The sequence below is a fragment of the Glycomyces tritici genome (assembly GCF_030403505.1).
Genome location: NZ_JAUEMJ010000013.1, coordinates 15566 through 38807, shown reverse-complemented (window position 1 = coordinate 38807; position 23242 = coordinate 15566). Strand labels below are relative to the sequence as shown.

General features: G+C 68.6%; 20 protein-coding genes, 1 tRNA gene and 1 pseudogene. 11 read left to right on the top strand and 11 right to left on the bottom strand.

Features of this window, described 5'->3' with window-relative positions; genetic code table 11:
* Window positions 1-959: 959 nt before the first annotated feature.
* The 6 genes and pseudogenes from QWI33_RS27105 to QWI33_RS27080 form a co-directional block, all read right to left on the bottom strand.
* Window positions 960-1745 (bottom strand): hypothetical protein, encoded by a 786-nt coding sequence (locus QWI33_RS27105; protein WP_289959814.1) that lies wholly within the window; start codon window positions 1743-1745, stop codon window positions 960-962.
* The gene (locus QWI33_RS27100) at window positions 1742-2779 is read right to left on the bottom strand and encodes a hypothetical protein (RefSeq protein WP_289959813.1); all 1038 of its coding nucleotides are present in this window, start codon (window positions 2777-2779) and stop codon (window positions 1742-1744) included. Before QWI33_RS27100 ends, QWI33_RS27105 begins: the two co-directional genes overlap by 4 nt.
* Window positions 2780-2918: 139 nt before the next feature.
* A tRNA-Trp gene (locus QWI33_RS27095) sits at window positions 2919-2991 on the bottom strand.
* Between the two features lie 112 nt (window positions 2992-3103).
* Window positions 3104-3937: a MetQ/NlpA family ABC transporter substrate-binding protein gene (locus QWI33_RS27090; RefSeq protein ID WP_289959812.1), complete on the bottom strand. Its 834-nt coding sequence runs from the start codon at window positions 3935-3937 to the stop codon at window positions 3104-3106.
* Window positions 3938-3970: 33 nt separating this feature from the next.
* Window positions 3971-4624, bottom strand: a complete 654-nt coding sequence (locus QWI33_RS27085; RefSeq protein ID WP_289959811.1) for a methionine ABC transporter permease — start codon at window positions 4622-4624, stop codon at window positions 3971-3973.
* A gap of 44 nt (window positions 4625-4668) precedes the next feature.
* Window positions 4669-5388: pseudogene (locus QWI33_RS27080) on the bottom strand (methionine ABC transporter ATP-binding protein); the annotation flags it as partial.
* 276 nt (window positions 5389-5664) lie between these two features.
* Between QWI33_RS27080 and QWI33_RS27075 the strand changes: the two are divergent.
* From QWI33_RS27075 to nudC, 3 genes are read left to right on the top strand one after another with little or no spacing between them, the layout of a single operon-like run.
* On the top strand, window positions 5665-6966 hold the full coding sequence (locus QWI33_RS27075) for a M16 family metallopeptidase (protein ID WP_289959809.1): 1302 nt from the start codon (window positions 5665-5667) through the stop codon (window positions 6964-6966).
* Complete coding sequence (locus QWI33_RS27070; RefSeq protein ID WP_289959808.1) at window positions 6963-8273, top strand: M16 family metallopeptidase; 1311 nt, start codon at window positions 6963-6965, stop codon at window positions 8271-8273. Before QWI33_RS27075 ends, QWI33_RS27070 begins: the two co-directional genes overlap by 4 nt.
* Window positions 8270-9151 carry an NAD(+) diphosphatase gene (gene nudC, locus QWI33_RS27065; RefSeq protein ID WP_289959807.1) on the top strand — a complete coding sequence of 294 codons (882 nt, stop codon included), beginning with the start codon at window positions 8270-8272 and terminating at the stop codon, window positions 9149-9151. The genes QWI33_RS27070 and nudC overlap by 4 nt, the downstream gene beginning before the upstream one ends.
* Here nudC and QWI33_RS27060 read toward each other — a convergent pair.
* Both QWI33_RS27060 and QWI33_RS27055 read right to left on the bottom strand, forming a co-directional pair.
* Complete coding sequence (locus QWI33_RS27060) at window positions 9148-10101, bottom strand: EamA family transporter (protein WP_289959806.1); 954 nt, start codon at window positions 10099-10101, stop codon at window positions 9148-9150. The genes nudC and QWI33_RS27060 overlap by 4 nt on opposite strands.
* 180 nt (window positions 10102-10281) lie before the next feature.
* Window positions 10282-10515, bottom strand: a complete 234-nt coding sequence (locus QWI33_RS27055) for a mycoredoxin (protein ID WP_289959805.1) — start codon at window positions 10513-10515, stop codon at window positions 10282-10284.
* A 146-nt stretch (window positions 10516-10661) separates the two neighbouring features.
* On the opposite strand from QWI33_RS27055, the gene QWI33_RS27050 reads away from it, so the two are divergent.
* From QWI33_RS27050 to QWI33_RS27035, 4 genes are all read left to right on the top strand, one after another.
* Window positions 10662-12812 (top strand): ATP-dependent DNA helicase UvrD2, encoded by a 2151-nt coding sequence (locus QWI33_RS27050; RefSeq protein WP_289959804.1) that lies wholly within the window; start codon window positions 10662-10664, stop codon window positions 12810-12812.
* 184 nt (window positions 12813-12996) lie between these two features.
* On the top strand, window positions 12997-13401 hold the full coding sequence (locus QWI33_RS27045) for a hypothetical protein (RefSeq protein ID WP_289959803.1): 405 nt from the start codon (window positions 12997-12999) through the stop codon (window positions 13399-13401).
* A 156-nt stretch (window positions 13402-13557) separates the two neighbouring features.
* The gene (locus QWI33_RS27040) at window positions 13558-13917 is read left to right on the top strand and encodes a WhiB family transcriptional regulator (RefSeq protein ID WP_353895565.1); all 360 of its coding nucleotides are present in this window, start codon (window positions 13558-13560) and stop codon (window positions 13915-13917) included.
* Entirely contained in the window at window positions 13914-14135 is a 222-nt protein-coding gene (locus tag QWI33_RS27035) for a hypothetical protein (protein WP_289959801.1), read from the top strand. The genes QWI33_RS27040 and QWI33_RS27035 overlap by 4 nt, the downstream gene beginning before the upstream one ends.
* Before the next feature lie 66 nt (window positions 14136-14201).
* On the opposite strand, the gene QWI33_RS27030 is transcribed toward QWI33_RS27035, so the two are convergent.
* Complete coding sequence (locus QWI33_RS27030; RefSeq protein ID WP_289959800.1) at window positions 14202-15500, bottom strand: ABC1 kinase family protein; 1299 nt, start codon at window positions 15498-15500, stop codon at window positions 14202-14204.
* A gap of 338 nt (window positions 15501-15838) precedes the next feature.
* Between QWI33_RS27030 and QWI33_RS27025 the strand changes: the two genes are divergently transcribed.
* The gene (locus tag QWI33_RS27025; RefSeq protein ID WP_205327395.1) at window positions 15839-16003 is read left to right on the top strand and encodes a DUF5679 domain-containing protein; all 165 of its coding nucleotides are present in this window, start codon (window positions 15839-15841) and stop codon (window positions 16001-16003) included.
* A gap of 145 nt (window positions 16004-16148) precedes the next feature.
* Window positions 16149-16679: a M48 metallopeptidase family protein gene (locus QWI33_RS27020; RefSeq protein ID WP_353895563.1), complete on the top strand. Its 531-nt coding sequence runs from the start codon at window positions 16149-16151 to the stop codon at window positions 16677-16679.
* A gap of 27 nt (window positions 16680-16706) precedes the next feature.
* On the opposite strand, the gene QWI33_RS27015 is transcribed toward QWI33_RS27020, so the two are convergent.
* Window positions 16707-17975 carry a zinc-dependent metalloprotease gene (locus QWI33_RS27015; protein ID WP_289959799.1) on the bottom strand — a complete coding sequence of 423 codons (1269 nt, stop codon included), beginning with the start codon at window positions 17973-17975 and terminating at the stop codon, window positions 16707-16709.
* 112 nt (window positions 17976-18087) lie between these two features.
* On the opposite strand from QWI33_RS27015, the gene QWI33_RS27010 reads away from it, so the two are divergent.
* Complete coding sequence (locus QWI33_RS27010) at window positions 18088-19059, top strand: YlbL family protein (protein ID WP_289959798.1); 972 nt, start codon at window positions 18088-18090, stop codon at window positions 19057-19059.
* Window positions 19060-19194: 135 nt separating this feature from the next.
* Window positions 19195-22167, top strand: coding sequence for a UPF0182 family membrane protein (locus tag QWI33_RS27005; RefSeq protein ID WP_289959797.1), 2973 nt, complete (start codon window positions 19195-19197; stop codon window positions 22165-22167).
* 166 nt (window positions 22168-22333) lie between these two features.
* Here the strand turns inward: QWI33_RS27005 and QWI33_RS27000 are convergent, their stop codons facing one another.
* The gene (locus QWI33_RS27000) at window positions 22334-23173 is read right to left on the bottom strand and encodes an NAD(P)H-binding protein (RefSeq protein WP_289959796.1); all 840 of its coding nucleotides are present in this window, start codon (window positions 23171-23173) and stop codon (window positions 22334-22336) included.
* Window positions 23174-23242 lie beyond the last annotated feature (69 nt).

Below are 23242 nucleotides of genomic sequence, written 5' to 3'. Positions count from 1 at the left end.
CGCAATGTTGCGCTGAGGTCCGTCGATTCCTGCCACAGGCGACGCCGTCACCAAAGCCGCACACCGCGACAGACATCGCATTATCGTGTGGGAACGTATATCTCCTGTCGGCGACGGGCGTCAAAACTTTGGGGCGTGTTCGGGGAACCAGCCGTACGGGCCGGATTTGGCCGCTCCAGCCGGACTTAGCCAGAAGTCCAAAAGGAACAGTCCCTGACCTGTCTTGATGCAGGTCAGGAACTGTATCCACTGGTAATGATCTTGCAGGGATCATCGAGGCTTATGGGAACTTGTATCCGCAGGTAGCAGGCTTGTATGTCCACCTGGTCGCGGGCTAGCGCTCTCGGCGGCCCGGTTTTTCGCGAGGTGCCTGACGACCCGTGATTCGCTCTGGTCAATACGATGAGGCCATGAACCGCGTCAAATTCAGCGTTGCGGCCGGAGATGAGCCTCGTCTGAAGATCAAGTTCGACGGGGTGGCGCTGGAAGAGCATCCGTGTGGTCGAACTCGAATCGGCTCGCCGATTGGAAGGAGCACCTCGCTGGAGCGTACAGCGGCCTCACGAGGCTCGAGGCCGTCCGTTGGCCGAGCCTGCACTTCCTAGGATCCCCATCGTTGTTGGGATCTGATGACGGCGAGACGGTGCTGCTCGGCTGTAGTTGCGGTGATAGGGGGTGCTGGCCCCTGTTCGCCGAGGTTCACGTCTCTGCCGCGACAGTGGTATGGCCGAAGTTCAGGTACGGGCATTGACCAGTCTGAGACCTGAGCCGCCTCGGACCGTTCGAGTTCGATCGCGGTCAGTATGAGTCGGCAATGCGAACCACGGTGCGGGCGTAGGACCCCAGGCTCGCTGGTAGGCAAAGAGATAGGCGCACCTAGGGCCGCATCGACCAGAACGCGACACACATCTCGGATTGGCGCTCGGTAAGTCAACTCGGCCTTCAGTGCATCGCCCGATCTACTCAATGGATCCTCGCAGTTGTTCGCCGAACTCGCTGAGTCTTCCTTCGAGGGTTGCCCAGGGAATGACTGCCGACCCAGCGCCGCAGGCGGTAGCAGCCATGGAGCCTTGGTTGAATCCCAGCATCACACCATCTGTCGTCACCGCGAATTCGAACACCGAGTTCCACGCCGTGAAGTCATCATCGGAAAGCCGCTGCTGAAGTGAATCAGTAAATTCCCCAACGCAGTTTGGAGTGTTATCGATTCCGAGAATGATTAGGGCGATGATGTCGTGGGCTTTCGACTGTGACGCATCGAGGAGGTCGGTGAAGAATATTTCCACCGTAGGGTCGATTGCGGTTGCGAACGATATCCATGAAGTGGATATGCGCCCGCCGGCGCAGGAGGCTTCGACCTGGAGGATGACGCTAGCAAACGTCTGATTCGCCAGAGCGGTCGATGCCTCGCGGTTGATACTATAATTGCCGACCGTGTCGCCGACTGCGATATTCGAGCACGACTCGTGAACTGCTTGGTAGTCGTCGAAGATGAGGTCGTAGATCCTGTCGTTGATCGACGTATCATCCTCGGTACCCGTTACAAAGCCTATCTCACCCTCGAAAGGCAGGCCCGGCTCGGCATCTTCGAACGCTCGGAAGGTGATTTGAGGAGAGTCAAGCTCGGCAGAGCTGGAGGTACTGTCCGACCCTGATCCGGGATCCGTGCAGGAGACGAGGCTGAGCGACACCGCTGCCGCGGCGACGGACTTCTTGAAGAATCGGGCAGTCGAATATCGGTTCATTCGGCGATCGTCAATTCAAGGCCATCCTCGCCCGGCGTTGCGAGATATGTGCGATCCGTCTGATAACCGACTGGCGGGCTGACGACATGAATGGGCTCATTGCTTTCGGTCGGGTACGTCATGCTCTTCCACTCGCCTTCATGCCAGAATTCGATCTTGAGTCGCACCAGGCACAAGGTTTCGGTGCCGAGTATCCCGACCTTGATGGTCTCGATGGTTTCGGGATCTACGTGTATCTGATAGCTCTCGAAGAAGGGGCCTCCCAATGCGCACGGCGTCGATGCGTCTTCACCCTCCCTGATACGTGCGACGGGTACTTCCTCGCCGAGGTCGAAACCCACGACTGTTGTCAGGGTGGATCCGCCCCCCAAGAGCTCGATCGCGGTCCCGGCAAGGGGCGCTATCCGCTCGACCTCAATTGAGATGTTCGCTATTATAAGGGGATCCGCGGTACGGTTTCCCACTCGGATGTCAACGACCCTGTCGCCCTGTTGAGACCAGCCGCCATCCAAGATGTCACGGAACTCCGTCTCTGTGTAGGCTCCCTCTGGCAGCGCTATCTCATCCTCATGCCTCCACACGGCGACTCCGCCATCCGTACTCTCAGATCCGCCTAGTTCGAGTTCTCCGGGCGGAATGGCCGCTATGTCGCTTTCATCCGATTCGGCTATGAGAGGTGCGACCTCGCCGAACGTCTGCCGGCAGCTCGAATCTTCGTCCGTCCACACCTCCGTGTCACCAGCCGGTCCACCCAGATTTGACGGCCCGCTCTCTGAGAAATCGACGTCGATCTCGTTGGAAGACCCATTCATCGCTCCACTGGCATTCCCCCAAAGATCGAAGGATCCATTCGCCAAGGTTGTGATTGTGACGAGTGAGACCGCTACGGCCGCCGCGATCAGTTTTCCCTTCCCAAACCATCGTTTAGCGCGATTGCGAGTCTTGGGGGTGCTCTCCCCGCCAAGAAGCTTTGAGAGGTCCTGGCCTCGCCGCAAGTACTCGGGAAGGTCATGATCTTGATCAGAAGGGGGCATAGAACGTATTTTAAGTGGGTCGCGACAGTTGGTGTGTTCCGGCTCATCGCCGTCCCCGGCAACCGCTCACTTGAGAGTTCGCAGGTCGCCGACGAACGGAGAAAGCCCGGACCACCAGGTCCGGGCTTATCTCAATCTGCAGGGGTGACAGGAATCGAACCTGCAACCTTCGGCTTTGGAGGCCGCTGCGCTGCCAATTGCGCCACACCCCTTCACCAGCTCGGTCACCCGGCCTGGCCGCAACTATCTTACGTGTCGCTTCCAGGCCGGTGCAACCGGGTTGGCGGCTGCCAGCACACTGCCGTTGGGCAATGTTCTGACTGGTTACGAGGCCGGGATGACCGAGCCGTCGGTCCAGGTCTCGAGGATGTACTGCTTCACCTCGTCGGACTGCAGGAGCTCGCCGAGCTTCTTGATGTCCTCGTTCTCAGCGTTCGCGGCCGTGGTGACCAGGTAGTTCGCGTACGGGTTGTTCTCGGCGGACTCGCTCGCGATGGCGTCCTCGGCCGGGCTCAGTTCCGCTTCGAGGGCGTAGTTGCCGTTGATGACGGCGGCGTCGACGTCCTCGAGGGTGCGGGGGAGCTGGGCGGCCTCTACGGCCACGAACTCCAGGTTGCGCGGGTTGTCGGCGATGTCGTCCTCGGTCGCGGTGGTGATGTCGACCCCGTCGGCGAGGGTGATCAGGCCGGCGTCCTGCAGCAGCGCCAGCGCGCGGCCGCCGTTGGACGGGTCGCCCGGGATCGCGATCTGGGCGCCGTCGGCGATGTCCGCGATCGACGTCGCGGTGTTGGCGTACAGGGCCAGCGGCTCGATGTGGACCGGGGCGATCTCGACCAGGTCGGTGCCCTTCGCCGCGTTGTCCTCCTCCAGGTAAGGCAGGTGCTGGAAGAAGTTCGCATCGGTCGAGCCGTCGGCGGTCGACGGGTTGATCTGGAGGTAGTCGCTGAACTCCTCGATCTCGATGGAAAGCCCCGCCTCTTCGGCCAGCTCGTCCTGCACGAACTGCAGGATCTGGGCGTGGGGGACGGAGGTCGCGGCGACGACGACCGTGCCGTTGGTCTCAGTGGCCTCCGAGCCGCCGTCTTCGCCGCAAGCGGCCAGGGTCAAAGCGGCTGCGGTCGCTACGGATGCGCCCACGAGGGCACGACGATTGAACATGGTGTTGCTCCTAAGGAAGGTAGGGAAATAACTTCAGCGGCGGTCGAGGGTGCGGGCGCACCGGTCGCCGAGGATCTGGAAGAGCTGCACGAGCACGACGAGGATGACCAGCGGCCAGATCATGTACTCGGTCTCGAAACGCTGGTAGCCGTAGCGGTAGGCGAGGTCGCCGAGGCCGCCGCCGCCCACGATGCCCGCCATCGCGGAGTACGAGACGATCGCGACGAGCGTCACGGTGAAACCGCGGATCAGGCCGGGCGTGGACTCGGGGAGCACGACCCGCCACACGAGCGCGGGAGTCCCCGCGCCCATCGAGCGGGCCGCCTCGATGAGGCCCGGCTGGACTTCGAGGAGCGCGCCCTCGACGAGGCGCGCGAAGAACGGGATGGACGCCACGGCGAGCGGCACGATCGCCGCCTCAGTGCCGATGCTCGTCCCGGTGATGAGGCGGGTGAGCGGCACGACCGCGACCATGAGCAGCACGAACGGAGCGCTCCGGCCGATGTTCACGACCAGGCCCAGCGGCGCGTTGACGAGCGTGATCGGCTTCGGGCCGGACTTGGACGTGATGTACAGGATCGTGCCGAGCAGCAGCCCGCCCAGCAGCGTCCACGCACCCGCGACCGCCACGATGTGCAGGGTCTCCCAGAACGCCTCGGTCAGCAGTTCGACGAGTCGGTCCGTCATCGGGCCACCTCCTCGCCGAGCAGGCGGGCCGCGAGACGCCGGGCCTGACCGCCCAGGCGCGAGCCCGGGTCTGCGAGGAGTTCGGGGACGGCGCCGATCTCGACGAACCGGCCCTCCTCCATCACCGCAGCGCGGTGGCAGATGCGGGTGATCACTTCGAGCTCGTGGGTGATGAGCAGGATCGTGAGCCCCAGCTCGCGGTTGAGCCGCGAGAGGAGGTCCAGGATCTCGTCGGTCGTGTCGGTGTCGAGCGCGCTCGTGGCCTCATCGGAGAGCAGCACCGCCGGCGCCGTGGACAGCGCGCGGGCGATCGCCAGCCGCTGGCGCTGGCCGCCGGAGAGCTGCCCGGGGTAGGCCTTGGCCTTGTCGGAGAGGCCCACGAGGTCCAGCAGTTCGAGGGCGCGTTCGCGCCGTTCGGCGCGCGGCACCCGGCGGAAGCGCAGGGGCAGGGCCACATTGGACGCCGCGTTGCGGTTCGAGAGGAGGTTGAAGTGCTGGAAGATCATCGCGGTCTTGGACCGGGACGCGCGCAGCTCGCGGCCGCGCAGGCCGGTGAGCTCGACGCCGTCGACCTCGACCGTGCCCGCATCGGGCCTGGTGAGGAGGTTGACGGTGCGCAGGAGCGTCGACTTGCCGGCGCCGGAGCGGCCGAGGATGCCGAAGATCTCGCCGGGGGCGACCTCGAGGTCGATGCCGTCGAGGGCGGCCAGATCGCCGAAGCGCTTGGTCACGCCGGACAGGCGGATACCGGGTCTTGGTTCCATGAGGAAGGAAGATCGCTTTCGCTGTGGGAGATCGCCGCTTCGGGGCGCGGCGGTGCAGGAGCCCTCAGCAGGCGCACATTCGGCAGCACGACGCGGCGCCGCGGGCGGCGCTGAGGCGTTCGATGTGCTCCGAGTTCATAGCCCAGAAGTCAAGCAGGAATTCGTGCCGTTTCCAAGCGCTTGTGACGAACGCCGCGAACTCCTCGGCGCGGCCGACGCGGCTTGCGGGCCATTGCTTGGCGGGGCTGGTACACCGAGCTGAGATAGGGTTCGGCCATGACTGTTGCGACGATTCCCGCTCCGGCGTTCGCGATCGAGCGGTTCAAGCTCGGCAACGGGCTGCGGGTGGTCCTCGCGCCGGACCCCGGGGCACCGGTGGTCGGCGTAGCGGTGGTGTACGACGTGGGCATGCGCTCCGAGCCCGAGGGCCGCACCGGATTCGCCCACCTGTTCGAGCACATGATGTTCCAGGGCTCCCACAACGTGGGCAAGGCCGAGCACATGCGGCACGTGCAGTCCGCGGGCGGGACCTTCAACGGCTCGACCCACATCGACTACACGGACTACTTCAACCTCCTGCCGTCCAACGGCCTCGAACTCGCGCTGTTCCTGGAGGCCGACCGCATGCGCGGCCCGGCGATCACCGAGGAGAACCTGGCGAACCAGGTCTCGGTGGTGAAGGAGGAGATCCGGGTCAACGTCCTCAACCGCCCCTACGGCGGCTTCCCGTGGATCAAGCTCCCGCCGGTCATGTTCGACACCTTCGCGAACTCGCACGACGGCTACGGCTCGTTCGTCGACCTCGACGCCGCCACGGTGGAGGACGCGCAGTCGTTCTTCAACGCCTACTACCCGGCCTCGAACGCGGTCCTCTCGGTCGCGGGCGACTTCGACCCAGCGCAGGCCCGCGAGCTGGTCGAACGCCACTTCGGGAACGTGGAGGCCCGCACTGCGCCGGTGCACCCGTCGTTCGCCGAACCGGACCTCAGCGCCGAACGCCGCGTCTCGTACACCGACGAGCGCGCGACCCTCCCGGCCGTCGCGGTCGCCTGGCGCGTTCCGGACCCGGTCACCGAGCTCGACGACTTCCTGGCGTACGTGGTCCTCGGCGAGCTCCTCACCGACGGCGACGCTTCGCGCCTGGTCGAGCGGCTCATCCACACCGACCGCACCGCCACGGCCGTGGCCGCGCACACCACGTTCATGGCCGAGCCCTTCGCGTCCCGCGGACCGACGGTGATGCTCGTGCAGGCGTTCCTGCCGCCGGGCAACGCCGTCGACACCGTGCTCGGCACGATCCAGGAGGAGCTCGCTCGCATCGCCGAAGGCGTCGACGAGGCCGAGCTCGACCGCGTCAAGGCCCGCGTCGCCGCCCAGCTGCTGCGCGGCGACGATTCGGTGATGGGACGCTCGCGCCGCTTCGCGACCGCCGAGATCTTCCACGGCGACGCCGCGATGTCGACGCGCTTCCCGGTCCTGCTCGGCGAGGTCACCGCCGAGGCCGTCGCCCGAGCGGCGGCGGCGCTGACGCCGAACCGCCGCGCAGTTCTCGAAGTCATTCCTGGAGGAGCGCAGTGAGCAACGTCATTCCCGGTCTCGCGCCGGAAGTCCCGCTGTCCTTGCCGGTCCCGGTCGAGCGGACCCTCCCGAACGGCCTCCGGGTGCTGCTCACGCGCCGCCCCGGCGTCCCGCTCGCCGAGGTGCGCCTGTCGATCCCGGCCGCGCACGCCGACCTCGCCGTCGCCGACCTGCTCTCCGCGGCCCTGTTCTCCGGCACCGAGACCGCCTCGATGACCGAGATCGCCCAGCGCCTCCAAGGCGTCGGCGGCGCGCTCGGCGCCGGGGCCGACCCGGACCGGATCGCCTTGTCCGGCAACAGCCTCGCCACCGGCCTGCCCGAACTCCTGGAGGTCCTCGGCGACCTCCTCAAGGCCGCCGAGTACCCGGAGGGCCCGCTCGCGGTCGAGCGCTCGCGCATCATCGACGGCCTCTCGGTCGCCGAGCAGCAGCCGGACTTCCAGGTCAACCGCGTCCTCGACGCGCGCCTGTGGAGCGGCCACCCGTACGGCCACCAGCAGCCGACCGCCGCCGAAGTCGAGGCCGTCGAACGCGACGCGGTCCTCGCCCTGCACGCCTCGCGCGTGCACCCGGCCGGCGCGCGCCTGGTCATCGTGGGGGACATCGACACCGACGCGGCCTTCGCCGCCGTCGAGAAGGCCCTCGGCGACTGGAACGGCGCGGGCGCGCCGCGCCTCATGGAGCCGCTGCCCGGGATCGTCCCGGGACCGCTCGTCCTGGTGGACCGGCCCGGCTCGGTGCAGTCCGCGATCCGCGTCGCCTACCCGGCCGTCGAGCGCACCCACCCGGACAACGCCGCGCAGCACCTCGCGAACATGGTCTTCGGCGGCTACTTCTCCTCGCGCCTGGTCATGAACCTGCGCGAGACCAAGGGCTACGGCTACTCGCCGCGCTCGCGCGTGGACCACTCGCCGGCCGGCTCGATCCAGCTCGCCGCCGTCGACGTCGCCACCGAGGTCACCGGCCCCGCGCTCGCGGAGGTCCGCGCCGAACTGCGCGGCATGGCCGAGCGCCCGCCGGCCGCCGACGAACTCGACCTGGCCCGCCGCTACGCGCTCGGCTCGGTCAAGCTCGCCACCGCGACCCAGGCCGGCATCGCCAACTACATCTCCGTGCTCGCCGCCTCGGGCCTCCCGCTCTCCTGGCTCGCCGAGCACTCCGAGCGCATCCGCGAGGTCACGCCCGCCGACATCCAGCGGGTCGCGGCCGAGCGGCTCGACCCCGACCGCGCCGTCACCGTGGTGCTCGGCGACGGCGGGGAGATCCGCGAATCGCTCAGCGAGTTCGGGGAGATCGAGACCGCATGAGCCACCCGCCCTTGGCGATCGACGTGCTCGACCGGTTCGGCGAGCACCGCGGCGACGACGAATGGCTCGCCACCGCTTGGGAGCAGGCGCAGATCGTCGTCTGCGACCCGGTGAACGAGCGCATCGCGGCGGACGAGGACGGCCTGCACTACTTCGACGCGGCGACCGCGCCCGAAGGCCAGCGGGTCTACCTCGGCGGCGACGGCCCGCCCGTGTTCACCGTCCTCGCCGACCTGCCCGACGGCCTCCCCGGCCGCTGGATCAGGCCGGACTGGGACCGCCGCGACCTCGCGATCGCCGTGCAGGCCATCGCGATCGGCCACTGGCACGCGACCTACCGGTTCCACCCGACCACCGGCGAGCCCCTCACCGCCCGCCAGGCGGGCTGGGAGCTCGAGGCCGTGTCGGGCCGCCCGGTCTTCCCGCGCACCGACCCGGCCGTGATCGTCCTCATCGACGACGGCGCCGACCGCGTGCTGCTCGCCCAGCACCGCCGCTACTCCGGCACCCCCAAGACAGGCCCGGCCGCGGTCCGCAGCAACCGGTACGCGTGCATCGCCGGTTTCGTCGAGCCCGGCGAGTCCGCGGAGGCCGCCGTGCACCGCGAGGTGGGCGAAGAGATCGGCATCAAGATCGACCGGCTCGAGTACGTCTCGAGCCAGCCGTGGCCCTACCCGCGGTCGCTCATGCTCGGCTACCGCGCCACCGCCGACCCCGCGCAGCAACTGCTCCTCCAGGCGGAGGAGATCACGGACGCGCGCTGGTTCACCCGCGACGAGGTGCGGCAGATGTGGGTCGACACGGAGGACACGACGCCGAGCGCCGTGCGGATCTCCATCGCGCGCTTCCTGATCGACGGCTGGCTGGCCGAACGTTAGACCTTCGTGACCGCGGCTTCGGCCGTCTCGTCCGAGACGGTCTTGGCCGACACGGCGCGCTGCGCGGTGAACACCCCGGCGATCACGACGAACCCGCCGATGACCTGCGGCACCGTCAGCGCCTCGCCGAGCAGCGCCCACGCGGAGAGCGAGGCGACCACGACCTCGGCGTACCCGATGCCGCCGGCGACGGGCGCCGTGATGAAGCGCAGCCCGCTCAGGCCGAGCCCGTACGCGAGCGCGGTGCAGCCGATGAGCAGGAGCACGCTGACCAGCCCGGTGGTCTCGACGCCGCCGAGCGCGACCTGCGAGGACAGCGCCGACCAGTCGAGCGCCCACGGCGCGGCGAAGGGCGCCAAGGCGACCGCGCCCACGGCGAAGCCGACCGCGAGCAGCACCCGCACGTCTACTTTCGCAGTGAGCCGCTCACCTGAGAGGAAGTACGTGGCCTGGCAGGCGGCCGCGGCCGAACCGGCGACGAGGCCCACCGCGTCGAGCCGCAGGCCCGACCAGACCTCGACGACGATGCACAGGCCCGCGATGCTCAGGAGCGTGCCGATCACCGCGGCGCGCGGCAGCACGGTGCGGCGCACGAAACGGACCCAGGCGACGACCACGATGGGACCCATGAACTCCAGCAGGAGCGCGATGCCGACGGGCAGGCGCTCGACCGCGATGAAGTAGAAGGCCTGCACCGCGGCGATGGCGGTGAGGCCGAACAGGACCAGCGCGCGCCAGGGGAGGCGCTCGCCATTGCCGCGCAGCCGCAGGAGCGGCACGACGGCGGCGGCGACCGCGATGAGGCCGACGCCGCAGATGCGCAGCCACGTGACCTGGATCGGGGTGAGTCCGGCCTGGATCACGACTTTGCCGAAGGGGCCGCAGACGCCGAAGAACAGCGATGCGGCCAGAACGAGGGTGACGCCGAGGGCGGCGCGGGGTGACGACATACGGGCTCCATTGCTCACGAACAGTGCACATGAAAAAAGGCCCGGGACGGATCCATCCCGGGCCTTGAATGCTTAGCGACCACCCCTCGAAGTCGCTAAGCAAGCTTGACGAGTCAACTATAGGGCATCGTACCGGCTTTGTGTCCTAAACGTGACCATAGTCTCGGCATGTGGCACAGGTCAAGCGCCGATCTTCGCTTTCACCTGCGCGAGAGAAGGATTCGTCAGCGCGCTGCCGTCCTCGAACAGCACCGTGGGGACGGTCATGTTGCCGCCGTTGACCCCCATGACGAACGCCGCGGCCTCGGGGTCCTCCTCGATGTTGACCTCTTTGAAGAGCACGCCCTCCCGGTCGAACGCCGACTTCAGCCGCTTGCAGTAACCGCACCAGGTGGTGCTGTACATGGTGATCATCGATCCTCCTTCGTCTATCGACACTAACGCGGGCCCGCCCGGGGGCATTCCTTCCCGACGCAGATCATCGTGGCGGTCCTCACGTTCCCCGACCGAGGGCCAGCGGCCCGGCAGTTCCTGTCGGACGCCTCTGGGAGACTGGGGGGATGACCGCACGCGATCAGGCCATCGAACAACTCCTCTCCGGACTCGACCCTGAACAGCGCGAGGCGGTGACCGCCCCGCCCGGGCCGGTCTGCATCCTCGCCGGCGCCGGCACCGGCAAGACCCGCGCGGTCACCCACCGCATCGCCTGGCGGGTGCTGCGCGGCGACATGCGCGGCCAGCACGTCACGGCCGTCACCTTCACCGCCCGCGCGGCGGGGGAGATGCGCGACCGCCTCCGCGGCCTCGGCGTCGCCGGCGTCAACGCCCGCACCTTCCACTCCGCGGCGCTGCGCCAGCTCCGCTACTTCGGCACCCGCCGCTTCGGCGGCCAGCTCCCCGAGCTCGTCGACTCCACCCTCAAGTTCACGGCCATCGCCGCCGCCCGCGCCGGACTCCAGACCTCCCGCGCCAAGAACTTCGACCTCACCACCGAGATCGAATGGGCCGCTTCGTCGCTCATCGGCCCCGACGACTACGTGAGCGCCATCGCCGCCCTCGGTCGCGACGCGCCCGCCGCCCCCGAAGACGTCGCCAAGGTCTACGCCGCCTACATCGAGGCGAAGCGCCGCGCCGGCGTCATGGACTTCGCCGACGTGCTCGCGTACACCGCCGACCTCATCACCGACCACGCCGCCACCGCCGACCAGATCCGCAGCCAGTACCGGTTCTTCGTCGTCGACGAGTACCAGGACGTCACCCCGCTCCAGCAGCGGCTCCTCGACGCCTGGGTCGGCGACCGCGACGACATCACCGTCGTGGGCGACGCCAGCCAGACCATCTACTCCTTCACCGGCGCCAGCTCCCGGAACCTGCTCGACTTCACCCGCCGGTACCGCAACGCCTCGCTCGTGCGCCTCGTGCGCGACTACCGCTCCACCCCCCAGGTGGTCGGCCTCGCCAACCAGATCATCGGCGAGTCCAAAGGGCGTGAGGCGAAGATGCGCCTCGAACTGGTCGGCCAGCGGCCGGACGGCCCCGCCGTCACCGCCGAGGTCTTCGCCGACGAGGCGGAGGAGGCGGACATGATCGCCCGCCGCTGCTCCAAGTTCATCGCAGACGGCCTGAGCCCCTCTGAGATCGCGGTCCTCTACCGCACCAACGCCCAGTCGCAGGCGTATGAAGAGGCGCTGGCCTCCTACGGCGTGCCCACGGTGATCACCGGCGCGGCGCGCTTCTTCGACCGGCCCGAGGTGCGCCAGGCCGTGGTCGCCCTGCGCTCGGCCGCCAAGACCGAGATCGGCGCGATGCCGCTGGCCGAGGCGGTGCCCGCCGCGCTCGAAGCGGTCGGCTGGCGTGCGGACGCCGCGCCTTCCGGTGGGGCGCAGCGCGAAGCGTACGAAGCGGTCGCCGCGATCGCGGCCCTCGCCGAGCAGTTCCTGGAGCACCACCGGGCGAACCCCGACGAGGACGGCCAGCCCGATCCGGACCTCGAGGCGTTCTGCGCCGAGCTCTCCCGGCGGGCCGCCGAGCAGCACGCGCCGGCCGTCGAGGGCGTCACCCTCGCGAGCCTCCACGCGGCCAAGGGCCTGGAGTGGGACGCGGTGTTCCTGGTCGGCCTGGCCGACGGCACGCTGCCGACCACCTTCGCCCGCACGGAGACCGCGCTCGAGGAGGAGCGGCGCCTGCTGTACGTGGGCATCACGCGCGCCCGCGAGCGCCTGCAGCTCTCCTACGGGCTCGCCCGGAACGCGGGCGGGCGCGAGCGGCGGCTCTGCCGCTTCCTCGCGCCGCTGGGCCTCGGCGGCTTCCCGCGGCCGTCCGACCCCGGTGCGGCGGCGCCGAAACCGCGCGAGCGCAAGAAGGCCAAGGTCCTCGACTGCTCCGGCTGCGGCAAGCCGCTCACCGACGCGCGGGACCGCAAGCTGGGGCATTGCGACGATTGTCCCGCCACTATGGATGAAGGCCTGTTCGAGCGGCTGCGCGAGTGGCGCGTCAGCGTGGCCAAGCAGGACGGTAAACCCGCCTTCACGGTCTTCACGGATGTGACCTTGATCGCTATCGCCGAGCAATGTCCGGGATCCGACACCGAGCTCGCCGCCCTCCACGGCATCGGTAAGTCCAAACTCGACAAATACGGTCCGGCGGTGTTGCACCTGGTCAACGGCGGAGAAGTGACGGAGGCCATCGCGATGTGCAACAGCGAGTCCTGACCGGCACTTGACCGGTAAATCTCACGGCAAAAACTTTCTCGCGAGACTCGCAGAAAAAGACGTTGCGCTCCCAAGCGAGACGGGCGTAGCGTTGCTCGAGCCGGGTGAGGTGTGCGCCTCAAGGCGAGAGAACGGCGAAGCTTGCGAGCTGTGACCGCGCCCGGTACAAGGAGATGAAGACGCCATGTTGACCACGAAACCCGAAGGGAGGGGACTGACCATGAATCTGATGAACGAAACCAAGAGCACGACGCCGCTCGGCGTGGCGTTCGCAGCCGCCGTCTATCGGCACATCGCGCCCGTCTCCGCCCCGGTTCGTGGCACCACTCTGCCCGGCGCCGTCCAGATCGCGACGCTGAGCACTGTGCAGACCATCGACAACACCGATATGGGCGCCAAGACCGTCCTCGGACGTGGCCGTGCATTCGCGGGCCTCGGTTGGCAGCCGGTCAACGGCTCCGAGAAGCGTCATGGCGCCACCCGCGGGAGACCGCCTCGAGATCATCGAAAGGGCTTACAGCTAAGCCCGCTCGGAACTCTCGAGGCCGCGAATCCCGCCCCAGGGATCGCGGCCTTTTTGTATGGCTGAAACGCACGTCACACGACGTTTGCGGATCAATCGACGAGGTCGCGGCCCGCCAGTAGAAGACAGACGAGACAGATTGCGAAGCAATTGAGTCCGCAGACAGCACTGATGCGACCGAACGTCGAGAAGACCATCGAGATGAGAGAGGAGACCGAGTTCATGACCGACACCCTCATCGGACCCGAGCTGCGAGACCAGGCCCGCGAGACCGGCGGCGACCTGGCCTGCCGCGAGTACGACGCCGACCTGTGGTTCTCGGAGCAGCCCACCGAACTGGAGTTCGCCAAGTCCCTGTGCACCGACTGCCCGGTGCGCCTGGCCTGCCTGGCCGGAGCGCTCGAGCGCCACGAGCCCTGGGGCGTGTGGGGCGGCGAGATCTTCGAGAAGGGGAACGTCGTGGCCCGCAAGCGGCCCCGCGGCCGGCCCCGCAAGGACGCCGCGCTCATCGAGCAGGCCGCGCAGGCGGAGCTCGCCGAGCGGACCCGGGAACTCGCGCTCGCGGGGGTGACGGTGTCATGACGGTCGACTATCTGAGCCGCCATCTCAAGAAGGATGTCGGCGCTCCGGATCTCGAAGTCCTCCTCAGCGGGGAGATCGAAGCGGTCCGGCCGCTGACTGAGACGGGCTCGCTGTTCAGCGGGGTCGGACGACTCCGGATGCGGAGCCTGTGGAAGGAAGCCGGCTACGCCCGGACACCGCGACACACCGGACGGCACCGCCGCCGGGGCCGACTTTGACGACGCACTAACCGCGTTGGCTGAAGGGGTCCATCCCTGAGAGGGGATGGGCCCCTTTTGTTGTGCTCAGCGATTGGGGTCGGTGCCTTCCGGGTCGGCGAAGCCGGGGAGCCACTCCTCGAGGATCGAGCGCCATTTCGCGGTCGCGCCGAGCTGGCACAGGACGCCGATCGAGCCCATGGTCACGCGGTGGATCAGCAGGTACGCGGGCGGGAAGCTCATCTGCTTGTTCAGCTTCGCGGCCTCCGAGCCCTGCCCGGTCAGCCGGGTGCTCTCCTTGCGCAGCCACTCGCGCGAGAACTGGAACTCCTCGCCGGCGATCGGCTCGAGCATCGGCTGGAGCAGGTCGAGCATCGCCTTCGCGTCGATCTTCAGGCCCGGCGGGACGAAGCCCTCGCCGCGCAGTCCCGCGACCACGTCGTCGGCCTTGCCGTCGAGCGTGAGCCGCGTCAACCGCCCGACCTGCACCGGCATTCCGCCGGGCATGCGCGCCGCAGCGCCGAAGTCGTAGACCACGAGCCGCCCGTCCTCGCCGATCGCGAAGTTCCCCGGGTGCGGGTCGGCGTGCAGGAGGCCGGCGCGCTTGGGCGCCGAGAAGTGCAGGGTCGCCAGCCGCAGGCCGGCCGCGTCGCGTTCCTCCTGCGTGCCTTCGGTGATGACCTCCGAGAGCGGGCGCCCGGCGATCCACTCGGTCACGAGCACTTCACTGCTCGCGTGCACGACCTGCGGCACCACGATGAGCGGGTCGTCCAGGAAGGCCTCGGCGAACTGCTGCTGGGTGGCCGCCTCCAGCTCGTAGTCGAGCTCTTCGAGGAGTCGCTCGCGCAGCTCAACGGTGATCCGCTTGACGTCGAAGTTCGGTTGCAGCACTTTGAACATGGGGGCCATGCGCGAGAGGTGGCGCAGGTCGGAGCGGAGCGCGTCGCCCGCGCCCGGGTACTGGATCTTGACGGCGACCTGCCGCCCGTCGCGCCACACCGCGCGGTGGACCTGGCCGATGCTCGCGGCCGCGGCCGGCGCGTCGTCGAACTCGATGAAGCGGTCGCGCCAGTCGGCGCCCATCTGCCGCTCCAGCACCCCGTGGACGCTGGCCACCGGCAGCGGGGGAGCGGCGTTCTGGAGTTTCGTCAGCGCCTGGCGGTACGGCGCGGCCAGGTGCTCGGGCAGGGCCGCCTCGAAGATCGAGAGGGCCTGGCCGAGCTTCATCGCGCCGCCCTTGAGCTGCCCGAGGACGCTGAACACGTGCTCGGCGGTGCGCCGCTGCGCCTGCTCGCTCAGGATCTCGTCGGCCAGGCCGGTCACCCGCTTGCCCAGTCCCACGGTCGCCCGGCCCGCCAGCCCCAGGGGCAGCGAGGCGAGTTTCATTCCCCGTACGATCGCCCGGCGCGGGAGGTCGTCACCCGAATGGGCCGGTCCATGCCTGTCGCTCACGTTCCCAATGCTCTCACGGCGAAGCGGCTGTTGGCGACGGCACGGGCACGCCATGTCGCCGCATCTCCGCTCCCGCCCGGCGCCCTCGAAACGACCCCGCCGTCCCATACACCTCCCGCGCCTGGGAGCCCGCGCATGTCACCCTTCGGGTGAAGCGGCGAGGCGGGGCTTACAGGCGTGAAATATGTGGCATTCTGAGGCCGGACGATCGCACAGAGTGATCGTCGCAACAGGGCCTGCACCACAGGCTCGCGCACAACAGGGGGAAACCAGTGGCTCAAGCGACGAAGACCTACACCGGCTACTGCGTCAAGTGCCGCGAGAAGCGTGACTTCGAGGGCACCGTCGTGGTCTCGGACTCGGGTCGCCGGATGGCGAAGGGCACGTGCCCGGTGTGCGGCACCAAGATGAACCGGATTCTCGGCAAGGAATCGTGACCTCGGGGCCGGACGGCCCCAACCCCTCGTCTGATCCCATTCTGCGGGAAATCGGCGGGGGGATTTTCTTGGCATTTCACTGCTCTCACCGCAATCGCGACATCCGCGTTATGCGATTGTCACCCCCCGGGTTTAGTGTGCGTTCATGGCGCGCAAAGTGCATCCCCCCGTTGAAGTGCGGCGCTCTCCCCGACGCCGGGCAACCGTAGCGGCCTACGAAGAACGAGGCCGCGTGGTCGTCATGATCCCTGACGCCTTCTCGAAGACCGAGGAGCAGGAGTGGATCGACCACATGCTCGCTAGGCTGCAGAAGCGCGAGGCCCGCGACGGCCGCGCGTCCGACACGGCCCTACGAGACCGGGCCGTCAGGCTCGCCCGCCGGTACTACCCCGAGCACCCCGAATGCGCCACCCCCAGGAGCGTTCGATGGGTCGACAACCAGCAGCGCCGGTGGGGTTCATGCACGCCCTCGGACGGCACGATCCGCATCTCCCGCCGGATCATGATGATGCCCTCATGGGTGATCGACTACGTCCTGCTCCACGAACTCGCGCACCTGGTCCACCCCGACCACTCGCGCCCGTTCTGGGACATGGTCGCGCGCTACTCCAAGGCCGAGCGGGCCCGCGGCTACCTCGAGGGCATCGCGGACGCCGAGGCGAGCGACCCGCGGTAGACCGCGAGCCGGCACCACGCCCCGGGGCTACTTGTCCCCGGGCTCCTCGTCGTCCTCTTCCTTCGGGTCGTTGACCGCGAGCTGGTCGAACATCGACATGTCGAGGTCCTCGAGCGCCTCGGAGACCGTCGCGAACCCCTCGGGGTGCTCCAGGTCGCCCGCGCTCGGCATGAGGTCCGGGTGCGCCCAGACCGCTTCGCGCCCCTCGATGCCCCGCGCCTCGGTGAGCGACTGCCACAGCCGCGTCGCCGCCCGCACCTTCGCCGGGTCGAGCTCGAGCCCGACCAGCGCCTCGAAGGTCTGCTCGGCGGGCCCGCCGGTGGCCCGGCGCCGCCGCGCGGCCTCCATGAGCCGGTCGATCGTCGGCAGCCGGTCGCCCACGGCCTCGGCCACGACCGTGTTCACCCAGCCGGCGATGAGCGCCAGCGTCGTGCCCAGGCGCGACAGCGCCGCCTTCTGCTGCTCGGTGTCCTCGGTCTTGAAGACCTCGCTCAGGTCCAGGGTCGCCGCGGCCTCGGGGTCCATCGGGTCCATGCCCGACATGGCCTCCTCGATCGCGGACTCGTCGATGCGGATCTCCCGCGCGTACGCCTCCAGCGCCCCCAGCAGGTGCGCGCGCAGCCACGGGGCGTGCGTGAACAGGCGGTGCGTCGCGGCCTCGCGCAGCGCCACGTACAGCCGCACCTCCTCGACCGGGAGCTCCAGGCCCTCGGCGTAAGCGGCGAGGTTCCCCGGCAGCAGCGCGGCCACGCCCGTCTTGCCGAGCGGCAGGCCGACCTCGGAGGAGGACAGCACCTCCCCGGCGAGCTTGGCGAGCGCTTGCCCCATCTGCGCCCCGAACAGGGCCGAGCCGACGCCCTTCATGACGTCGGCCATGGGGCCGAGCATCCCGGCCATCTCCTCGGGCACGAGCGTCTGCATCGCCTCGCCCATCTGGGCGGCGAGCGGCTCGGCGAGCTGCTTCCAGGAGTTCTCGGTCTGCGTGATCCACTGCTTGCGGGTCCACGCGTCAGTGGCCGTGACGCCCGAAGGCCAGTTCACGGCGGAGTCGAGCCAGAGGTCGGCGAGGCGCACGGACTCGGCGACCTGCGCCTGCTCGGCGGGGCCGACCGTGTTCTCGGCCTTCAGCTCGGACTCGGCGAGCTGCTTGGCCAGCTGCCAGTTGACCGGACCGGAGGACAGCGACTGCGCCATCATCTGCTGCAGCTGCTGCATCATCTGCTGCACCCGCGGATCGTTCGGGTCGGGCAGGTCGCCGCCCAGGTTGCCGAAGCCGAAAGGAATGTCGGAGCCCATGGGCCAACCGTACGTCAGAGTAGGGGCCCCGGGCCACGGCCCGCCGATCTGAAACGCCCTGTTCGCTGCGGGCCGAACGCGCCTGTGGGCTAGGGCATGTAGGCTTCCGCGCATGCGAAGGCGAGGAATCACCGTCCTGTTGGGTGCGGTCCTGGTGGCGCTGCTGACCTGGCAGGCCCTGACGATGGACGTCGCCTACGTGGTCTTCAGCCCCGGCCCCACCGAGGACGTCCTCGGCGCCCAAGAGGTCGAAGGCGTCGAGCACCAGATCATCACGGCCGACACCGAATACCCCTCGGAAGGCCAGCTGCGCCTCACCACCGTGCGCGTCAAGCAGTCGGTGACCCTCGTCCAGGCCCTGAAGTACTGGACGTCCAATGAGTACGCCATCGTCCCGCGCGACCTGGTCTACCCGCCCGGCGAATCCGAAGAGGAGATCGCCGAGGAGCAGGAGGCCGACTGGGCCGAGTCCCAGTCGAACGCCGAGCAGGCCGCCCTCGCCTACCTCGGCGAGCCCGCCGTCATCGAGGTCCTGGCCGACTCCGGCGGCCTCGTCGCCGGCGACGTCATCACCGCCGTCGACGGCACCGCCGTCACCTCGCTCCAGGACCTCGCCGATTACGCCGACAGCGAAACCACGGTCACCGTCACCCGGGCCGGAGCACCGGTCGAAGTCCCCGCGGTGACGCTCGGCGACGCCGATCTCCAGTCCACGCACGACGATCCGTACGGCATCGAGATCGACACCGAAGCCCTCGACATCGGCGGGCCCTCGGCCGGCCTGATCTTCGCGCTCGGCATCGTCGACCGGGTCACCGAGGGCGATCTGACCGACGGGAAGGTCATCGCCGGCACCGGCGAGATCGACCCCGAAGGGAACGTCGGCGGCATCGGCGGCATCCAGCAGAAGATCACCGGATCGGCCGAAGCGGGCGCCGACGTCTTCCTCTCCCCGGCTTCGAACTGTTCGGACGCCGTCACCGTCGCCCCCGACGACATGACTATTGTCAGAGTCGAGACGCTTGCGGACGCGGTCTCGGCACTCGAGTCCCTAGCGGCCGGCGGCGAAGTCACGACCTGCTGACCCTGCCGATCCACGACCCGCAAGCAGCCTCGGCGAAGCTCGCGAGCCGTACCTGAGCAGCCTCGGCGAAGCTTGCACCGCACATGATGTGAAGGAGTTGCTGCAGTGGCGAACCGGACGCCCACCCCCCCACGGATGAGCCGACGAGGACGCTACGTCCTGATACTCCTTGTGGGGGCGATAGTCCTCTTGTCGGTACTGGGCTGGCTCGTCGGCCTGCGCACCGACTACCTCTGGTACGACTCGGTCGGCTACACCGCCGTGTTCTCGACCATGATGTGGACCCGCCTGGGGCTCTTCGGAGTCTTCACCCTGGCGATGGCCGCCTGGTGCGGCCTCAACCTCTACCTCGCCTTCAGGTTCCGCCCCGACACCTGGCCCGCCACGAGCGAGCAGGAAGGCCTGGAGCGCTACCGCGAGCTCATCTCGCCCAAGGCCGGCTGGTGGATCGGCGGCGTCGCCGTCATCGTCGGCATCTTCGCCGGCATGTCCGCCCAGAGCCGCTGGGAGACCTGGCTGCTGTTCCGCCAGGGCGGCAGCTTCGGCGAGAGCGACCCCGTCCTGCACATGGACGCCGGCTTCTACGTCTTCGAACTCCCGTTCTGGCAGTTCCTCATCGGCTTCGGCTTCGCCGCGGTCGTCGTCGGCATCCTCGCCTCCCTCAGCGCCTACTACCTCTACGGCGCCCTGCGCTTCTCCGGCACCGGCGACCGCATGACCAACGTCGCGCGCATCCACCTCTCGGTGCTCGTGGCCCTCTTCCTGGGGCTCAAGGCCGTCGCCTACTACTTCGACCGTTACGACTTCACCACCCAGGACAACCAGGTCACCGGCATCGTCGGCGGCGGCTACACCGAGATGACCGCACTCATGAACGCCAAGAACGCGCTCATCTGGGTCTCCCTCATCGCGGCCGTCGTCATCCTCGTCTTCTCCTGGGGCTTCACCCGCTCCCTCGCGCTGCCCGCGGCCGCGCTCGGCCTCGTCGTGGTCACCGCGATCGCCGCCGGCGGCATCTACCCCGCCGTCGTCCGCAACTTCCAGGTCGAGCCCAACCGCCCCCAGCGCGAAGGCCCCTACGCCCAGCACACCATCGACGGCACCCGGTACGCGTACGGCATGGAGGACCTGGAGACCACCACGTACCCGGTCGCCTCCCAGCCCAACGCCGAGACCATGGCCGCCGACCAGTCCACGGTCCCGTTCGTGCGCCTCATCGACCCGTTCGTCGTCTCCGACGCGTTCACCCAGGCGCAGCAGCCGCGCAGCTTCTACGACTTCAACGAGAAGCTCGACATCGACCGCTACACCTACACCGACGAGAACGGCGAAGAGGTCACCCAGGACTTCGTCGTGGGCCTGCGCGAACTCAACCCGAGCCAGCTCGCGGACGAGCAGCAGGACTGGACCGTCGCCCACACCGTCTACACGCACGGCTGGGGCTTCGTCTCCGCCTCGACCACCGAGAGCGACTCGGGCGCCCCCTGCTTCACCTCCGGCGTCCTCTCCGACGACCCGGGCAACTGCCAGATCGGCAACGACATCATCGACGTCGAGAAGCCCCAGATCTACTACGGGCTCTTGAACAACGAGTACGCGATCGTCGGCGTCCCCGAGAACGAGACGCCGCGCGAGTACGACCGGCCGATCGACGTCGCGGTCGCCGACGAGGACTCCTCCGAGGAGGACGCCGAGGAGATCGGCGCCGACCGGTACACCACCTTCGAAGGCGAAGGCGGCATCGACATCGGCTCCGTCGGACGCCGGCTCCTCTACGCCTGGGAGTTCCAGGAGCCCCGCTTCCTGCTCTCCGACCAGATCAACGACGAGTCGCAGCTGCTCTACAACCGCAACGTGCGCGAACGCGTCCAGAAGGTCGCCCCGTTCCTCACCGTCGAGGCCGACCCGTACCCGGCGGTCGTGGACGGCGAGATCGTCTGGATCGTCGACGGCTACACCACGACCAACGACTTCCCCTACTCCGACCGGGTCAACCTCGCCGACGCGACGAACGACACCTACTCCGGCCAGGGCGTCGCGAACCAGCCCTCCGAGGAGATCAACTACATCCGCTCCTCGGTCAAGGCCGTGGTGAACGCCTACGACGGCTCCGTCAAGCTCTACGAGTTCGACGACGAGGACCCGATCCTCAAGGCCTGGAACGAGATCTACGGCGGCGACCTCATCACGCCCAAGGAGGAGACCCCCGAGTCCCTCGAAGCGCACTTCCGCTACCCGCAGGACCTGTTCAAGATCCAGCGCAGCCTGCTCCAGCGCTACCACGTCGACGAGTCCCGCACCTTCATCGAGGGCAGCGAGGCCTGGGCGACCCCGGAGGACCCGTCGCAGCAGTCGCCGGTCATCCAGCCGGCCTACTACGTGTACGCGACCTACCCGGAGCAGACGCAGCCGTACTTCCAGCTCACCAGCACCTTCACGCCGAGAAACCGCGAGAACGCGCTGGCGAGCCTCTTGTCGGGCTACTACGACGAGAACGGTGATCCGAAGCTGCAGCTCTACGACGTGGTGGGCGGCGACGACCAGTCGGTGCGGCAGATCCACCAGATCATCACGTCCACCCCGGAGGTCGTGACGACGCTCCGCGACGCCACGCAGGCCGGCACGCAGATCGAATGGGGCAACCTGCTCGCGCTGCCGGTGGGCGACGGCATCCTGTACCTCGAACCGATGTACCTGCGACGGCAGGCGGGCGGCCAGGGCGAGGACCTGCCGCGTCTCACGAACGTCGCGATCAGCTACGGCGGCTACGTCGGCTTCGCGCCGACGTTCGAAGAGGCCGTCGAGATGGTGGTCGAGAAGTACGTGTCCGGCGCGCCGAGCGAGGCCGAGCAGAACGAGGGCGAGACGGACGGCGGTGAAACGCCGACCGAGACGCCGTCGGAGACGCCGAGCGAGGCGCCTTCGACCGAGGCCCCGCCCGCCGACCCGCCGGAGGTCGAGGCCGCCATCACCCAGGTCCTCGAGGCGCAGGCGGCGTACGAGGAGGCGCAGGCCTCCGGCTCGAACGAGCAGGAGGGCGCGGCCCTTGACGCACTGCTCGCAGCGCTCGACGAACTCGAGGCCGCGAGGCAGGCGGCGGGCCAGTAACGGCCTTGCCCCGCAACTGAAGCGAGGAGCGCCCGGCGACCAGATGGTCGCCGGGCGCTTTTGCATCTCCGGACTGGCGAGGCGATGCTGTGGTCGCTGGTCGCTGGTCGCTGGTCGCTGGTCGCTGGTCGCTGGTCGCTGGTCGCTGGTCGCTGGTCGCTGGTCGCTATCGGCTGAAGGCGGCGGCGTGCTCGACCGCCCACTGCCCGAACGTCAGCGCAGGGCGTCCGAGCAGGCGTTCGACGGTGTCGGTGTGCGGCCCGGCCTCGCGGGCGAAGTCGGCGAGCGAGCCGAGCAGCCGGGCCGGGATCTCCGCGGGCAGGCCCTGGGCGAGCATCGCGGCCCGCACTTGCTCGGGATCGAGCTCGATGTACGCGAGGTCGCGGCCGATCGCCTCGCCGATGAGCTGCGCCTTCCGGGTCTGGGTCAGCGATTCGGGACCGGTGAGCACGTAGGAGCGGCCCGCGTGCCCGGTCTCGGTGAGGGCCTTGACCGCCACGGCCGCGATGTCGCGCTCATGGATCGTGGACGAGGCCGCGTTCGCGTACGCCCCGCGCACCGCGCCGCTGGCGACCTGCCCCGCCCAGGCGAGGGTGTTCGTCGCGAAATCGGTGCAGCGCAGGTGCGTCCAGGCCAGGCCGGAGTCCTCGGCCGCGCGTTCGGCGGCCTTGAAGCCCTCGGCGAACCGCGGCTCGCCCGCGGGATGGACCACGGTGGCCGAGGAGATCACGGCCACCCGCTGCACGCCTTGGGCCGCAGCGGTCTTCAGGAGGTTCGCGGCCTCGGGTCCGGCCGCTCGGGGGCTGAGCAGGACGCCTTCGACGCCTTCCCAGTGGGCGTCGAGCGAGCCCGGTTCTGACGGGTCCGCGCCGATGACGCGCATGCCCTCCGGAAGCCGCGCGGACTCGGGGTCGCGGGTGACGGCGGCGACGCCGTGCCCGGCCTCGTTCAGGATGGTGATGGCGGCACGGCCGACCGGGCCGGTGGCGCCGATGACGATGATCATGGGGGAGTTCCCTTCGCGTCGAACAGGTGTCGACTCCAAGATCGATCGCCGGCCCGATCCGTGACAGGA

What these genes read in the sequence shown, in the direction of transcription:
- QWI33_RS27005 (WP_289959797.1), top strand. Translation starts at nt 19,195, where the DNA reads ATGAGCCGACGAGGACGCTACGTCCTGATACTCCTTGTGGGGGCGATA.
- QWI33_RS27075 (WP_289959809.1), top strand. Translation starts at nt 5,665, where the DNA reads ATGACTGTTGCGACGATTCCCGCTCCGGCGTTCGCGATCGAGCGGTTC.
- QWI33_RS27040 (WP_353895565.1), top strand. Translation starts at nt 13,558, where the DNA reads ATGACCGACACCCTCATCGGACCCGAGCTGCGAGACCAGGCCCGCGAG.
- QWI33_RS27035 (WP_289959801.1), top strand. Translation starts at nt 13,914, where the DNA reads ATGACGGTCGACTATCTGAGCCGCCATCTCAAGAAGGATGTCGGCGCT.
- QWI33_RS27085 (WP_289959811.1), bottom strand. Translation starts at nt 4,624, where the DNA reads ATGACGGACCGACTCGTCGAACTGCTGACCGAGGCGTTCTGGGAGACC.
- QWI33_RS27090 (WP_289959812.1), bottom strand. Translation starts at nt 3,937, where the DNA reads ATGTTCAATCGTCGTGCCCTCGTGGGCGCATCCGTAGCGACCGCAGCC.
- QWI33_RS27000 (WP_289959796.1), bottom strand. Translation starts at nt 23,173, where the DNA reads ATGATCATCGTCATCGGCGCCACCGGCCCGGTCGGCCGTGCCGCCATC.
- QWI33_RS27030 (WP_289959800.1), bottom strand. Translation starts at nt 15,500, where the DNA reads ATGAAACTCGCCTCGCTGCCCCTGGGGCTGGCGGGCCGGGCGACCGTG.
- QWI33_RS27020 (WP_353895563.1), top strand. Translation starts at nt 16,149, where the DNA reads ATGGCGCGCAAAGTGCATCCCCCCGTTGAAGTGCGGCGCTCTCCCCGA.
- nudC (WP_289959807.1), top strand. Translation starts at nt 8,270, where the DNA reads ATGAGCCACCCGCCCTTGGCGATCGACGTGCTCGACCGGTTCGGCGAG.
- QWI33_RS27100 (WP_289959813.1), bottom strand. Translation starts at nt 2,779, where the DNA reads ATGCCCCCTTCTGATCAAGATCATGACCTTCCCGAGTACTTGCGGCGA.
- QWI33_RS27045 (WP_289959803.1), top strand. Translation starts at nt 12,997, where the DNA reads ATGTTGACCACGAAACCCGAAGGGAGGGGACTGACCATGAATCTGATG.
- QWI33_RS27010 (WP_289959798.1), top strand. Translation starts at nt 18,088, where the DNA reads ATGCGAAGGCGAGGAATCACCGTCCTGTTGGGTGCGGTCCTGGTGGCG.
- QWI33_RS27105 (WP_289959814.1), bottom strand. Translation starts at nt 1,745, where the DNA reads ATGAACCGATATTCGACTGCCCGATTCTTCAAGAAGTCCGTCGCCGCG.
- QWI33_RS27050 (WP_289959804.1), top strand. Translation starts at nt 10,662, where the DNA reads ATGACCGCACGCGATCAGGCCATCGAACAACTCCTCTCCGGACTCGAC.
- QWI33_RS27060 (WP_289959806.1), bottom strand. Translation starts at nt 10,101, where the DNA reads ATGTCGTCACCCCGCGCCGCCCTCGGCGTCACCCTCGTTCTGGCCGCA.
- QWI33_RS27015 (WP_289959799.1), bottom strand. Translation starts at nt 17,975, where the DNA reads ATGGGCTCCGACATTCCTTTCGGCTTCGGCAACCTGGGCGGCGACCTG.
- QWI33_RS27055 (WP_289959805.1), bottom strand. Translation starts at nt 10,515, where the DNA reads ATGATCACCATGTACAGCACCACCTGGTGCGGTTACTGCAAGCGGCTG.